The sequence below is a fragment of the Verrucosispora sp. WMMA2044 genome, assembly GCF_027497155.1.
Lineage (GTDB): Bacteria > Actinomycetota > Actinomycetes > Mycobacteriales > Micromonosporaceae > Micromonospora > Micromonospora palythoicola.
Map to the genome: position 1 here is coordinate 2,010,798 of NZ_CP114913.1, position 13,298 is coordinate 2,024,095.

The 13,298-nt window shown below is 71.4% G+C and carries 12 protein-coding genes; 4 read left to right on the forward strand and 8 right to left on the reverse strand.

The annotated features are described in order from the left end of the window. Positions 1-96 precede the first annotated feature (96 nt). The 3 genes from O3597_RS09015 to O3597_RS09025 all read left to right on the forward strand — a co-directional run bounded on the left by O3597_RS09015 (position 97) and on the right by O3597_RS09025 (position 2,024). Positions 97-762, forward strand: coding sequence for a TOPRIM nucleotidyl transferase/hydrolase domain-containing protein (locus tag O3597_RS09015; RefSeq protein ID WP_281603818.1), 666 nt, complete (start codon positions 97-99; stop codon positions 760-762). 55 nt (positions 763-817) lie between these two features. Next, complete coding sequence (locus tag O3597_RS09020; protein WP_348650358.1) at positions 818-1,285, forward strand: NUDIX domain-containing protein; 468 nt, start codon at positions 818-820, stop codon at positions 1,283-1,285. A 226-nt stretch (positions 1,286-1,511) separates the two neighbouring features. Next, the gene (locus tag O3597_RS09025; protein WP_281603820.1) at positions 1,512-2,024 is read left to right on the forward strand and encodes a hypothetical protein; all 513 of its coding nucleotides are present in this window, start codon (positions 1,512-1,514) and stop codon (positions 2,022-2,024) included. A gap of 139 nt (positions 2,025-2,163) precedes the next feature. On the opposite strand, the gene O3597_RS09030 is transcribed toward O3597_RS09025, so the two are convergent. The 5 genes from O3597_RS09030 to O3597_RS09050 all read right to left on the reverse strand — a co-directional run bounded on the left by O3597_RS09030 (position 2,164) and on the right by O3597_RS09050 (position 7,321). Next, complete coding sequence (locus O3597_RS09030) at positions 2,164-3,042, reverse strand: carbohydrate ABC transporter permease (RefSeq protein WP_164448933.1); 879 nt, start codon at positions 3,040-3,042, stop codon at positions 2,164-2,166. Then, a complete protein-coding gene (locus O3597_RS09035) occupies positions 3,042-4,064 on the reverse strand; it encodes a sugar ABC transporter permease (RefSeq protein WP_164448932.1) in 1,023 nt (340 codons plus the stop codon). Before O3597_RS09035 ends, O3597_RS09030 begins: the two co-directional genes overlap by 1 nt. Positions 4,065-4,074: 10 nt before the next feature. Continuing rightward, a complete protein-coding gene (locus tag O3597_RS09040; RefSeq protein ID WP_281603821.1) occupies positions 4,075-5,349 on the reverse strand; it encodes an extracellular solute-binding protein in 1,275 nt (424 codons plus the stop codon). A gap of 666 nt (positions 5,350-6,015) precedes the next feature. Beyond that, positions 6,016-6,750: a hypothetical protein gene (locus O3597_RS09045; protein ID WP_281603822.1), complete on the reverse strand. Its 735-nt coding sequence runs from the start codon at positions 6,748-6,750 to the stop codon at positions 6,016-6,018. Next, on the reverse strand, positions 6,743-7,321 hold the full coding sequence (locus tag O3597_RS09050) for an RNA polymerase sigma factor (RefSeq protein ID WP_281603823.1): 579 nt from the start codon (positions 7,319-7,321) through the stop codon (positions 6,743-6,745). Before O3597_RS09050 ends, O3597_RS09045 begins: the two co-directional genes overlap by 8 nt. 77 nt (positions 7,322-7,398) lie before the next feature. Between O3597_RS09050 and O3597_RS09055 the strand changes: the two genes are divergently transcribed. Beyond that, on the forward strand, positions 7,399-8,646 hold the full coding sequence (locus tag O3597_RS09055) for a hypothetical protein (protein ID WP_281603824.1): 1,248 nt from the start codon (positions 7,399-7,401) through the stop codon (positions 8,644-8,646). Between the two features lie 74 nt (positions 8,647-8,720). Here O3597_RS09055 and O3597_RS09060 read toward each other — a convergent pair whose 3' ends face one another. The 3 genes from O3597_RS09060 to O3597_RS09070 form a co-directional block, all read right to left on the reverse strand. Continuing rightward, positions 8,721-10,178, reverse strand: coding sequence for a hypothetical protein (locus O3597_RS09060; protein WP_281603825.1), 1,458 nt, complete (start codon positions 10,176-10,178; stop codon positions 8,721-8,723). Further along, complete coding sequence (locus O3597_RS09065) at positions 10,175-12,013, reverse strand: dynamin family protein (protein WP_281603826.1); 1,839 nt, start codon at positions 12,011-12,013, stop codon at positions 10,175-10,177. The genes O3597_RS09060 and O3597_RS09065 overlap by 4 nt, the downstream gene beginning before the upstream one ends. 97 nt (positions 12,014-12,110) lie before the next feature. Beyond that, a complete protein-coding gene (locus O3597_RS09070) occupies positions 12,111-13,004 on the reverse strand; it encodes an IniB N-terminal domain-containing protein (protein WP_281603827.1) in 894 nt (297 codons plus the stop codon). Between the last annotated feature and the right edge of the window lie 294 nt (positions 13,005-13,298).

The following is a 13,298-nucleotide window of genomic DNA, read 5'->3' on the forward strand; positions in this document are numbered from 1 at the left end:
GCTATACGTTAGGAGTGGCAGGGAGGTGACTCTCTGCCTTTTGTCTTTGTCGCCCGTCGCGGGGCTCCGCCACCGGCCGGACGGGGAGGCCAACCAGTGGATGTCACCTCGCGTCGCGAGCCGCCCCGGATCGGTCTGGACGGGCCGTTGGGTGGTAACGCCGCCTCGATGCAGGCCACCGCCCGTGCTCTGGCCCAGGCCGAGTCCGCCGTCGCCGTGGTGCTCGTCGAGGGCATCAGCGACCAGATCGCGCTGCAGGCGCTGGCGGCCGGACGTGGTCGCGATCTCGGTGCCGAGCGGATCGTCATCGTCCCGATCGGCGGGGCCCACGCGATCGGTCGCTTCCTGACCAGGCTTGGCCCGCCGGGCGTCGGCTTGCGCCTCGCCGGCCTCTGCGATCTGCGGGAGGAGGAGATCTTCCGGCGCGGGCTGACCGAGGCGGGCGTCGGTACGCCCCGCACCCGCGCCGACATGGCGCAGCTCGGCTTTTTCGTCTGCGTCGACGACCTGGAGGACGAGCTGATCCGGGCGGTCGGCGCCGCGGCCGTCGAAGCCCTCTTCGAGGCTCAGGGTGACCTGCGGCTGTTCCGTGGGTTCCAGAGCCAGCCCGCCTGGCGTGGTCGGGATCCCGAGGCGCAGTTTTGGCGGTTCCTGCGCAGCAGTTCGCGCCGAAACCAGCGTTACGTCCGCCTACTCGTCCAGGCCGCTGTCAGCCGGGACACCGTGCCTCAGCCGCTCGACGCCCTGCTCGCCAGCGTATGAGCAGCGTGGTGGCGTGGTCGGGGTCACGGGGTCGCGCACGGGGGCCACGGCCGGGATGAGTTTCCGGCTGGCCGCCTACGCCGTGTGCATCGACGCCGAGCGGGTGTTGCTCGTCCGATGTGTGGGGTCGTCGGGCGAGACGACCTGGTCTCTTCCGGGCGGCCGGGTCGAGCATGCGGAGGATCCGTTCGACGCGGTGCTTCGGGAGGTTGCCGAGGAGACCGGCTGCGACGGGATGATCGAACGCCTGCTGGGGGTGGACTCCCGGGTGATCCCCGCCGCCGAGGCACAGTCAGGACGCGAGCACCAGAATGTGGGCGTCTTCTACCAGGTCCGCATCACGGGTGGACTTCTCCGGCCGGAGCTGAACGGCGCAACCGCCGGATCGGTCTGGACTGCCGTGCCGGATGTGGTCCGCCTGCGCCGATCCTCCCTCGTGGACGTCGGTCTCGCCCTGGCGCGGACCCGTCCGGCCACCGGACACGTCCCGCCGGTCCCGGTCGGCGGGCTCGTCCAGCACTGAAACCACGGCCAGCCGTCGGCGTCCCCACCAGGGGCGCAGGGCGTTGGCCGGGCCGCGATCGGCTGGCTGCGGCGGTGACCTCAGTCGACGCCCACCCGGGTGTACGGCTCGGCCGGCAGCTGAACAAGGGCGGCAAAGCCGGGGGAATCTACCGATTCAAGTTTCGGCTGGCCGTGCTGGAGTGGGGTCATCGGCGGCAGGCGGTGCCGCGTCGGAGGGATGACCTATGGAGATCCTCAGCAGGCTGGTAAAGGCCGCGATCGTCGGTGCGGCGCTCGCCACGCTCGTGGCGTGCGGGGGTGAGGCGGGCACAGGTTCTTCGACGCCGGGGGACAAGCCGGGCGACGCCCGGACCGCCGACGATGCGGCAGGCTCTCTGACCGAGCCGGAGGGCGACGAGTGTGAACGCCTCACCACCGACGAGGTCGCGGACGCGATCGGGGCCCACGACGGTGGCCAGCACGACTACCAGCTCGGCGGTTGCGTCTGGACGGCGACCTCGGGCGGGCAGGCGCTCCACGCGTCGGTGCTGTCCAAGGACGAGTACGAGGCGGTGGCCGAGATCGGGGAGCCGGTGAGCGGATCGGCCGAGGGTGCGGTCTACGACGACACTCACGGCGAGCTGTGGTTCCCGTGCGGCGGCGGGGAATTCTGCGGCATCAAGGCCGACATCGGTGACTCGGACCGGCGCAAGGAGGTCGCGTTGCGGATGGGCACGGTCCTGCAGGGCCGGGTGTAGCAGGCGCCGCACCGGTGGCGCAGCCTGACCCACGAGCGCACCGGACGCACCCGACACGCCCGGCTCGCCTCGGTCAGACCTGAGTCCGGACCGGGGCGGCCGGGCGCGCCGAGGAGTTGTTGCCGCGTCCGCTGACGGATCAGCCCTTCACGGCTCCGGTCAGTCCGCCGACGATCCGGCGTTGGAACAGACTGAAGAACACCAGTGCCGGGATCATCGACAGGGAGGTGAACGCCAGGACCTTCGCCGTGTCGACCGAGTACTCCGAGGCGAAGGCCTGCACGCCGAGGGGCAGCGTGAAGGTCTCCTCCCGGTTCAGGATGAACAGCGGCAGCAGGTAGCCGTTCCAGCTCTGGATGAAGGTCAGGATGGCCACGGTGATGACGCCCGGCATGGCCAGCGGGAGCACCATCCGCCAGAAGAAGCCGAGTCGGCTGCAACCGTCGATCGAGGCGGCCTCCTGGATCTCGTCGGGGATCGCCCGTACGAACGGGACCAGGATGATGATGGTCAGCGGGATGCCGAAACCGATCTGCGGCAGGATCACCCCCGGCAGCGTGTTCATCAACCCGAGCGTCTTGACCAGGATGTACAGCGGGGTGATCGCCACGGTCAGCGGGAACATCAGACCGGCGGCGAACAGCGCGTACATCGCCCCCCGCCCCCAGAATCGGTAACGCGCGATGATGAAGCTGGTCATCAGACCGAGCGTGACCACCCCGGCCGTGGTGGCCAGGGCCACGATGGTGGAGTTGGCGACCTGCTGCCAGAAGGTGCTGCCGGTCAGCACGTCTAGGTAGTTCTGGGTCTGCCAGGTGGTGGGCAGTCCGGCCGGGTCGGTGGTGATCTCCGCGTTGGTCCGGAAGCCGCCCAGGATGATGTAGACGACCGGGGCCAGCATCGTCGCGATGAGCAGCAGTGCGACGAAGTACACCGACGGGTCCGTCCAGCTGAACGGCTTCTTCGACCGGGATGACCTGCGCGGTGCCCTGCGTCCGGCTACGGCGGTCACGGCCATCAGCGCCTCCCTCCGGTGATCGCGCCCTCGGTGTCCCGGCGCAGGATGAACCGCTGGTAGAGCAGGGCGGCGAAGAGCGAGATGAAGAACAGCACCACGGCGACCGCGTTGCCGTACCCGTACTCTCCGGCGTTCCGTCCGTTGGCCACCATGTAGGTGGCCATCGTCGACGTCCCGGCGGTCGCCGCCACGTACTGGCCCCAGATGATGTAGACCAGGTCGAACAGTTGCAGGGCGCCGATCATCGACAGGAAGGCCCAGATGCGGATCGTCGGCCCGAGCAGCGGCAGCGTGATGCGCCGCTGGATCTGCCAGTACGACGCGCCGTCGATCGCCGCGGCCTCCGTCAGTTCCTCCGGGATGCCCTGGAGGCCGGCGAGGAAGAGGATGACGGCGAAGCCGATGTACTTCCAGGTGAGGATGCCCATCAGCGTCCAGATCGCGATCTTCGGATCGGCCAGCCAGTCGTTCTGGAGCCAGCCGAGCCCGATCTTGCCGAGGACGGCGTTGACCACGCCCTCCCCGTGCAGCATCAGGCTCCAGCCGGTGCCGACCACCACTTCGGCGATCACGTACGGGATGAAGACCAGCACCCGGATCAGCGTCTGCCCGCGCATCTGCCGGTTCAGCAGCAGGGCGAGCAGGATGGCCGCCGGCCCCTGCAGCAGCAGTGACAGCACCACGATGATGCCGTTGTGCCGCAGGGCGTCGATGAAGGTGCTGTCTTCGAAGATCAGCAGGTAGTTGCGGAGGCCGACGAAGTCCTCAGCGGGCCCGTACCCCTGCCAGCTGAAGAAGCCGTAGTAGGCGGCCATGGCCACGGGAAGGATGACGAAGGACAGGAACACGATGAGTGTCGGCCCCGTCATCAGTGCGATTTCCAGCCGGGCGGCCCAGCCGATGCCCTTGCGCCGGCGGCGCCGGGCCGGGGGCGACACGACCGGCGTGTCACCCCCGACCTTCGTCAGACCCGGTGTCGGGTCCGGCGCGAGCCGTACGCTCTCGTGTTGCGTTTCAGACATGGCGGTTGGACTACTGTGCCCTCTTGGCGGCGTCCTTGACCGCGTTGACGATGCTCTGCGGGTCCCCCTTACCGGCCAGCATGTTCACCACGGCGGTGTTCAGCGCGTTGCCGACGTTCTGCCCGTAGACCGTGTCGAGCCACTGCGAGACGAACGGCGCCTGGTTGTAGGCGGCGAGGATGGACTGCAGGTGCGGCTCGGTGACCGCGGCCTGCGCCTCGCTGTTCACCGGCGGCGCGTTGAACGCCTCGTAGTAGGCCTTCTGCACCTCGGTCTTCGCGATGTAGTTCAGGAAGGCGGTGCACTCGGCCTTGGGGGCCTGTGCCGAGCAGGAGTAGCCGTCGACACCACCGAGGATCGCGCCGGGCTGACCGGCACCGCCCTCGATGCTGGGGAAGGGGAACCAGCCCAGGTCGGGCAGCGGCTTCTGGTCGGGGGTCAGGGAGGCGATGACGCCGGGGTTCCAGGCGCCCATGAGTTCCATCGCCGCCTTCTTGTTGGCGAGCAGACCGGCGGAGCTGCCGGCACCCTGCTGGGCCGAGGTGGTCAGGAAGCCGCTGTTGAACGGCTCGGTCGCGGCGAAGTTCTGCACGTCCTGGCCGGCCTTGAGCCAGCAGGGGTCGTCGAAGGTCATCGTCTGACCGGCCTGGGTGATGGTCTCCGAGCTGCACTCCCGCAGCGCGAAGAAGTAGTAGTAGAAGGCGGCCGGCCAGGCGTCCTTGGCGCCGAGCGCGATCGGCTGGACGTCTGCCGCCTTCAGCTTGGCCACGGCGTCCTGAAGCTCGGTGAGGGTGGCCGGCGGCTGGGCGATGCCCGCCTTGGCGAACAGGTCCTTGCTGTAGAAGAAGCCGCCGGGCAGTACCGCCACGGGCATGGCGTAGACCTTGCCCTCGATCGTCTGCGCGGTGAACGATCCCTCGGAGATCACCTTCTTGGTGTCGTCGGTGATCGAGTCGGTGATGTCCATCAGCTGGCCGGCCTTGACCATCGCGGCCATCTTGCCGCCGCCGCGCTGCATGAACACGTCCGGTGCGTCGCCGGAGTTGAGCGCGGTCTGCAGCTTGCCGTCCAGGTCCTCGTTCTGGATCGACTGGATCTCGATCTTCACGTTCTGGTTCGCGGCCTCGAAGTCGGCGACGGTCTTCTCCCAGAAGGCCTTGCCCGGGCCGGTGCTGGCGTTGTGCCAGAAGCTCATCGTGACCGAGCCGTCACTGTTGCGGCCCTCCGAGTCGCCACCGCCGCAGGCCGCCGTCGCCAGGACGCCGGTTGCCAGGGCTACCGACACAGCCAGTAGTTTTTTCGCCCTCATCAATCTCCCTCTCTACCGAGTCGCCCACCTGAAACATCCCTGGGGCGAGCCGCTGGCCGGAACATGCACCACGGCGACGCCGAAGGGTTGTCTCTCGTCGACAGGCGCTGGTCCGGGCTCGACTCGCGGTCGCATCGCGATCAACCTCGGAGTGACCCAGGCCACCGACGGCCAAAACGGTCGCAGACTTGTCCGAAAAAAACAACACACGTTTCCGAAACTTCCGTGACCTAGGGCCTGAGGTGGCGACCTCCCTGGTCAGTCGGTCTTGCCGACGGCGGTAGCAGGGCCGCCACGACCGTGGCTCTGTGTGACAGCGTGTTCGCGCTAACAAGCGCTGCCCCGCATTGGGGTCGGAATCGTCCGGTAGCTGAACCGAGCGGTCCTCCGCGCCGCTGCGGCGGCCTGGACGCTGCCGTCCTGGTCCCGGAAAAATCCCGGTAGGAGTTCCGCCGCCGTCACCCGGTCCGCGGGAGGGAATCGTTGTCGGCCCGTTACGAAGGTGATACCGGACCGCAGCGGGCGAGCCAGCCGGGGAAGCGCGGAGCAGATTGGTTGATCACGCTTACATCCGCAATTCGGCGAAAGCGTCATCGGCATCGGATGACCGTGACGAAACGCGGAAAACCGGCGGGTACCGCGTCACTGGAGTGTGGTGGCGATCGCGACCGCCTCCGCCAAGGTCAGGTCGCCTTCCAACCGATACGTCACCCCGGCGTCCTCCCAGATCAGGGTCGCGGCGGCGAGGCGGCCGCTCGCCTGGCGGACAACCCCGTCGCGGTCGACGTAGGAGATCGGGTGCGGTCCGCCGATCCAGATCGCCTGGGCCGCACCCACCTGCGTCCACTCGGCGTCCGACCCGCCGGCCTGCTTGACGAAGACCGGATCGAGGCGGCCGTCGAAGATGTCCAGGCGGAGGGTGCCGGCCCGGTAGAGCAGGCTCGCCACCCGGTGCCCGCCGGTGTCGTCCGGGTCGGCCAGCAGGACCTGCTCGGGTGGGCCCAGCACGGTCGGCGTCCGGATCGGGAAGCGCACCAGCCGCCGTGCCTCGTCGAGGGTGGCGGAGCGCTGCCCCGGCGGCGGCGACGGGACGCCCGACGGCGGCGCCCCGACCGGGGAGGCGCTGATGGTGACCCCGGCGAAGCGCAACAGGCCCGCCATCGCGTCGGCGAGCGCGGCCCGTCCCGGCGGCAACGCCGCCACCAGCAGCGCGGCCAGGGCCGCCGCCAGCACGTACCGCCAACGTCGTCGGCCGGTGTCGCGGCCGGCGGGCGGCGCGGCGGCCAACCGGGCACGGACCCGGGCCGTGACGTCCGGTGGCTCGGGGGTCGCCAACCAGGCGGACAGGTCACGCAGCTCCCGCTCCAGGTCATCCACGGCTGACCTCCTCGACGGCGAGCAGACCGCGCAGTTTCACCAGCGCCCGCGAGGTACGCGACTTCACCGTTCCCCGGGGCCAACCCAGCATGGTGACCGTCTCGTCCTCGGTCAGGTCCAGCAGGAAGCGGCAGACGATCACCTCCCGGTCCCGGGGCGGCAGCGTCCGCAGGGCCCGCACGAGGGCGGCCCGGCGCTCCCCGGCGAGGACCGCGCCGACGGCGCCGTCCTCGACGATTTCCGAGCCCGGTGCCACCCGCGCCGCGCGCAGCACCAGCCCGTCGCGCCGCTGCCGGGTGCGGTGCAGGTTGCGCGTCTCGTTGGCCACGATCGCCAGCAGCCAGGAGCGGAACGACGATTCGCCGCGATAGCGGTCGAGCTTGCGGTACCCCTTCACGAACGCCTCCTGGATGACGTCCTCGGCGTCGGAGCCCGCGCCGAGCAGCACCGCGGTGCGGTACGCGGCCGCGGTGTGCCGGGCGACCAGGGACTCGTACGCCGCCAGGTCACCTGCCTGCGCGCGGGTGACGAACTGCTCGTCGTCCAGGGCAACCTCCGGTGGGATCACCACTACTGACACCGCCCAGGCCGAACGGGTTCCATCGGGTCGAGGGGGAACCCGGGCCGCTCCGGCGGTGTCACCGGGTCATGATGGCGAACACGACGATCTCGCGGCGTACCCTGCTGACCACCCTGGCCGGGGTCGGAGCCGCCACCCTGGTCGGCTGCGACTCGACCCCGGCCGCCGCCGACCCGCTACCGGACCGCCTGCTCGTCACCCTCGACGGCGGCCTGACCGTGTTGCGGGGCACCGACCGGCAGTCGATCGGCACCGGGGTGGCCACCGCCGCCGGGCGGCTGGTGTGGACCGCCGTGGCCGACGGAGCCGACACCCTCCTGTGGCGCGTCGACGCCGGCCGGGGCAACGCCTCCGAGCGGGTACGGCTGCCGGGCCGGTGGGTGCCGCAGACCACCACCACCGACGGCACCCGGCTGGCGCTGACCACCGAACACCTCAGCGCCACCGGGGACCGTCCCGCCGGGCGCGACCAGACACTCGTGTTGATCGCCGACGCCGCCGGGGTGCGGCAACGGCTGCGGCTACCGGGCACCGTCGTACCGGAGGCGTTCACCCACGACCTGGCCGGACTGTTCGTGCTCGAATGGTTGCCGCCGGCCGCACCGGACCGCTACCGGGTACGTCTGGTCGACCTCGCCACCGGCGTCGCCGGGCCGCTGCTCACCCGCGCCAAGACGGCGGTTCCGCCGGGCGCGGAGGAGGAGATGCGCGGCGACGGACGGCAGGCGGTGCTGGCCCCGAACCGCACCGTGCTCTACACGCTCTACACCCACCAGCCCGACCACCAGCACACCCGGGACCGGATCAGCGGCCGGCCGGGCCGCGACGTGCACGCCTTCGTTCACACGCTGCACCTGGAACAGCGGTGGGCGTACTGCGTGGACCTGCCGCACCCGTTCGGGGAGGGCGGCGCCGACGGCCACACCATGGCGATCACCCCCGACGGCGGCCGGCTCTACGTCGCCGACGTCGGCTCCGGCGCCGTCGCGGAGATCTCCACCGAGGAGCTGACCGTACGCCGTGTCGCAGCCCTCGCCGCCGGCGGTGCTCCGGCGTACGCGGCGGCCTCCACCGAGCGGCTGTTCCTCGGCGCCGGCACCGCCGTGCGGACCGTCGACCTGACCGGTCTCGCCGTCACCGCGGAGCGGGCGACCGCCGACCCGGTCGGCGGCCTCGTGCTCAGCGCCGACGGTACCCGTCTCTACCTGGGCCAGCGGGCGGCGGTGTGCTGGCAGGATCCGGTCACCGGCGGCGAACTCGGCCGCGCCGCCGTGCCCGGCCTGGTCGGCCTGCACGGTCCCGCCCGGCCCGCCTGACCGGGTACCAGTCTCGGCGCGGCCGGTCGTCGTCTTCGCCCGGCGCGGTCCGGGAACGTTCGTGGACACCGGCCCTAGCGGGCGTGGGCGGCGGCCAGGTCGGCGAGCAGGCCCTCGCAGCTGCGGGCCACCACCCGCGCGCCGCGGCGCTGCGGCAACGGGAGTCCGGGGTCCTCAGCCCGTTCCCGCCACCGCCAGCGCGCCTCGGCGGCGGTCTCCCACAACCACGCCAGCGTCGCCTCGGGGGCGATGCCGAGCCGGGCCGCCGGGTCGTCACCGTCCCCACCGACCAGTCGCCGTGCCTCGGCGGCCAACTCGGTGTCGAGGCCGAGCCGGCCGTCGCGCAGCGCCGCCAGCAGCCGCGACTCGGCGAACTCGTGCGCACCGGCGAGCAGCTGCTCCAGCGCGGTGAGCAGGTCGCCGGTGGCCGGACCGGGTTCGTCGCGCAGCAGCGCCTCCACCGCGGTCAGCGCCGACCGGGCCTTGAGCACGTGCCGGCGGTCGACGAAGAGGCGGTTGAGGGACTCGCGTAGCTCGCCGAGGCCGCTGCGCCGGACCAGCTCGGCGGCCAGGGCCACCCGGTTGTCGCAGCCGGTGCGGACGAGGGTGGTCGCCAGGCGGATCCCGACCACACCGAGTCGCTCCAGCAACGCGCCACGGGTGGCCGCGTCCAACCCGGCCGGTGGCTCGCCGCGGGCGAACCGCTCGGCGGAGAGGAGGTACGGCTCAAGCTCGGCACGCGGCATCCGGGACAGGGTCGCCAGCGCGGCGAAGTCGGTCTCGCCGAGTACTCGACCGGCCAGGCCGAGCAATCCGCTGCACGGCACCACCGTCAGGCACAGCGCGTCCACGTGCGGGTCCCGCAGTGCCCGCCGGGCGAGCTGACGGGCACCGAGCAGCGCGTCGACCCGACCACCACCGGACTCGTCCACCCGGGACAAGACCATGATCGTGTGAACCGGTGCCGCCTGCCCCACGACGCCCTCCCGGGTCTCCGCCAGGATCCGCAGGTCGGCGCCCCTGGCGTCGCGGGACAGGTACAGCAGCGCGTCGGCCTCCCGCAGCACCCGGGTCAGCACCGGATCCGCGGTCGGCTCGTCGGTCGCGCCGATCGCCGGGGTGTCCAGCAGGGTAACCTGCCGCAACGAGCGTGCCGGCCACCGCACCACGATGTCGCGCAGCTCTCCGGCCCGCCAACCGGTGAGGTCGACCCGCATCCCGGTGCCGGAGCGCAGCACTGCCAGCCGCTGCGGCGGGTGACTCGTGGAGTATCCGGTGGCGTCCGGCTGCGGCCCGTCCTCGTACCAGGTGAAGGCGCTCCCGTCGACCGGGGCCACCTCCTCACCCATCAGGGCGTTGAGCAGCGTCGACTTTCCGCTGCGCCAGCCACCGACGACGGCGACCCGCAGCGGCTGGTCGTAGCGGGCCAGTTGGTGCCGCAGCAACTCGGTGGCGCGGGGGTTGTCGCGGTAGCCGTGCAGCACCCGGTGCAGCAGATCCCGGACCACCGCGTCCAGCCGCGCGCCGGTCATGCCAGTGACGCCGGGCGGGCGGCGGTGACCTGCTGCGCCTGCTCGTACAGCTCGGCCAGGCGGATCATCCGCTGCTGGATCTCGCGTTGCCGTCGTTCCCGAACCGCCGCGTCGGTGTCGGCCGCCTCCTTGGCGCTGCGCAGCGACTCGATGATGGCGGTCTGCAACTCGTCGGTGAGCGCGGCGAAGTGGTCCCGCAGCACCCGTTGCGCCCGGCGGGCCGCGTCCCGGCTGTCCTTGCTGACCTGGATGAAGAAGTCGTCGACGTGCCGCTGGACCGCCGCCTTGACCGTGGCCTGCCGGCGACGCAGCAGCTGCTTGCCCTCGTCGCGGATGCTCTTGCCACCGAACAGGGCACCGGCGCCGATCGAGATCGGGTTGATCATCGGCAGGCCGGCGAGCGTCAGCGCCAAGCCGAACATCAGCAAACCGCCGTAGGAGCCCTTCATGCCGGTGAACACCTTCTGGCCGACGGTGAACCGGTCGACGGTGGGGCGTTCCAGTTCCGGCACCGCAGCGCCGTACTCCACCGAGGCGGTCAGCGGCCACGGCGGCAGCGAGCCGTGCCCGTACCGGGCGAACGACTCGGCGACCCGTCGGGCGATCCAGTCGCACCGCTGGACCAGCCACCGCCGGTTCGCCGTGGCCGCCTCGACGAGGCTCTGTTCCAGCCACTGCGCGACGGCGTCCCACGCCACCAGCGGGTCGGCGGTCTCGAACGCCTCGTCGACCATCCGCAGGATCTGCCGGGTGCGCTCGCGCAGGTCGTGCTCGACGTCGGAGATCAGATCGGCCATCTCGTCGGTCAGCGTGTTCTGCCACCGGGTGGCACACCGGCGCAGCTCGTCGACCTCCCGCTGCGCCGCGTGCAGCCGGGCCATCGGTGCGGACTCCTCGGCCGAGCGCTGGTCGGTCAGTTCCGCCCGCAGCGGCGCGGCGAGCTGCTCCACCACGGTACGCGCGGTCAGCACCACGGCGGCTCGGGCCAGGGTGTCGGGCTTGGCGGCCAGATGCCGCCGGAGCAGGGCGATCAGCGCCGGGAAGCCGGACTCCGCGTTGAGCGCGTGGTCGTCGGTGGCGGCGGCGTGCAGGCGCAGCGCGGCGGACACCGGGATCAACGGGACCTGCACCCCGGCGTCGGCCAGGTGCCGCCGGTTGCGGTCGGCCACGGCCCGCCAGTCCGGCACCAGGTCCGTCTTGGTCTGCACCACGGCCACATTGGAGTGCGACCTGGTGAGGTGCAGCAGCATGTTCAGCTCGTTCACCGACAGGTCCCGAGTGGAGTCGGTGACCAGCAGCACGGTGTCCGCGCGGGCCAGGGCGGCGACCGGGGTGCCGGCACCCACGGCGGCGACGTCACCGCCGCCCGGCATGTCGACGAGCACCACGCCGGCGCCGAGCAACGCCCGGGGCAGGCCGATCTCGATGTACGCGGGACCGCCGCCGGGCAGCCGACCGGTGCTGCCACCGACTCCCGCGGCGATCTGGTCGGTCGGCACCGGTGTTCGTCGCACGGCCGGCGGATCGGCGGCCGGCGGCGTTCCCGGCCTCGACAGCGGCGTCTGCACCACCGTCGCCGAGGCGACCTCGGCGTGCCGCAGCACCGTCGGCAGGACGGTGGTGGTTCCGTCACCGACCGGGCAGACCGGCGCGTTGACGATCGCGTTGACCAGCTGGCTCTTTCCCTGGTTCGGCTCGCCGACGACGAGCACGGTCAACGTCGGATCGAGCAGGTGGGCGCGCTTGAGGCGAACCGCCTGAAGCAGGTCGCCCCGACCGTGTTCCTGGCACGTGCGGGCGATGTCGTCGAGCGCGTCGAGCCAGATTCCCGCCATCACCGCACCAAGTGTGCTGAATTCGGCGCAATTATCAAGTGCGAGGCGGCGGGTGGGGTCGACACCGGCCGGTGCCGACCCCACCCGCCGGCGGGTGTCAGAGGAGACCGTCGGTGAGGCCCAGCACCCCACCGGTCGAGGTGGAGGCCTCGCCGTGGGTTGCCGTGTCCCCGCTCACCGAGCCGCTGACGCCGCCGTCCAGCAGCCCCTTCGTGCCGCCGGTGACGTTGCCGGTCACCCCGCCCAACAGGCCGTCGACCTGCCCGGTCACACCGCCCACAGTGGAATCGAGATCCAGCGACGGCGCCACACCACGGGTGTCGCCGGTCAGGCCCAGCTCGCCGAGGGTGTCGTCGACACCGAGCGAGCCGACCAGGTCGCCGACCTGACTGGTGGTGCCGGGAAGCAGACCCGACGTGGTGTCCAGCAGCCCGGAGCCGGTGCCGTGCACCGCCGACGCGAGGTCACCCACCGTGCCGGTGACGTCACCGAGTGCCGGCTCGGTGACGCGATCGATCGGGGCAACCACGTCCGCGTCGAGGGTGTCGGCCACGTCGTGCACCCCGGACAGGTCCACACCGACCCCGGTGGGGGTCACGCCGACGCCGACACCCGGGAAGACACTCGCCCCCGCGGTCACCGTCGACGGGTCGACGGCGATGGTGCCGAGCACCCCGGCCTTGACGTCCACCCCGGAGTGGGAGCTGCCGACGCTGATCTGCTGGGCCACGGTCTGCAACTGGCTGATCGCGTCGGTGGCGTCACCCACCAGCGGATCGAGGCCGAGCTGTCCGGTGACCGGGGCGACCGGGGCCAGCCCCTGCACCGGGGCGTAGTCCACCACCAGCGGCACCACGTCCTGGACGTCGGCGGCGGTGATGTCGCCGAGGCCGGCGGCCCGCAGCGCGCCCTCCGGGTCGAGGTCGAACGCCGACCGGGCGTCCGCGTCGGTCAGCAGGTTGAGCACGAAGTCGTGCAGGGTCTGGTCCATGGTGGGGGTTCACTCCTCGGCGAAACGTCAACGACCGGTGATCGCCGACGACGCTACGGGCGGTGCCCGGGACCGGGCATCGGGGACGATCCCGCAATCCGACCCGTTCGATTAGGGGCGACGGGACTCTCGTACGTTAGGGGGAGTGGGGGACCGGCGCCCGCCGAAGTTGGGGCTCCTGATGCCGGAGTGATCTCTGGTACGAACGTAGGAGCCCACGGGGTTCCCCCGGGGCGGCCCGCATCGGCGGGCCTGTCCGGCCCGCCCCCACGGCCGACGCGGTCAAGGAAGAAA

Bases quoted from the DNA above. Each gene is read 5' to 3' on its own strand.
- O3597_RS09020 (WP_348650358.1), top strand. From the start codon at position 818: ATGAGTTTCCGGCTGGCCGCCTACGCCGTGTGCATCGACGCCGAGCGG.
- O3597_RS09025 (WP_281603820.1), top strand. From the start codon at position 1,512: ATGGAGATCCTCAGCAGGCTGGTAAAGGCCGCGATCGTCGGTGCGGCG.
- O3597_RS09030 (WP_164448933.1), bottom strand. From the start codon at position 3,042: ATGGCCGTGACCGCCGTAGCCGGACGCAGGGCACCGCGCAGGTCATCC.
- O3597_RS09035 (WP_164448932.1), bottom strand. From the start codon at position 4,064: ATGTCTGAAACGCAACACGAGAGCGTACGGCTCGCGCCGGACCCGACA.
- O3597_RS09055 (WP_281603824.1), top strand. From the start codon at position 7,399: ATGATGGCGAACACGACGATCTCGCGGCGTACCCTGCTGACCACCCTG.
- O3597_RS09060 (WP_281603825.1), bottom strand. From the start codon at position 10,178: ATGACCGGCGCGCGGCTGGACGCGGTGGTCCGGGATCTGCTGCACCGG.
- O3597_RS09065 (WP_281603826.1), bottom strand. From the start codon at position 12,013: ATGGCGGGAATCTGGCTCGACGCGCTCGACGACATCGCCCGCACGTGC.
- O3597_RS09070 (WP_281603827.1), bottom strand. From the start codon at position 13,004: ATGGACCAGACCCTGCACGACTTCGTGCTCAACCTGCTGACCGACGCG.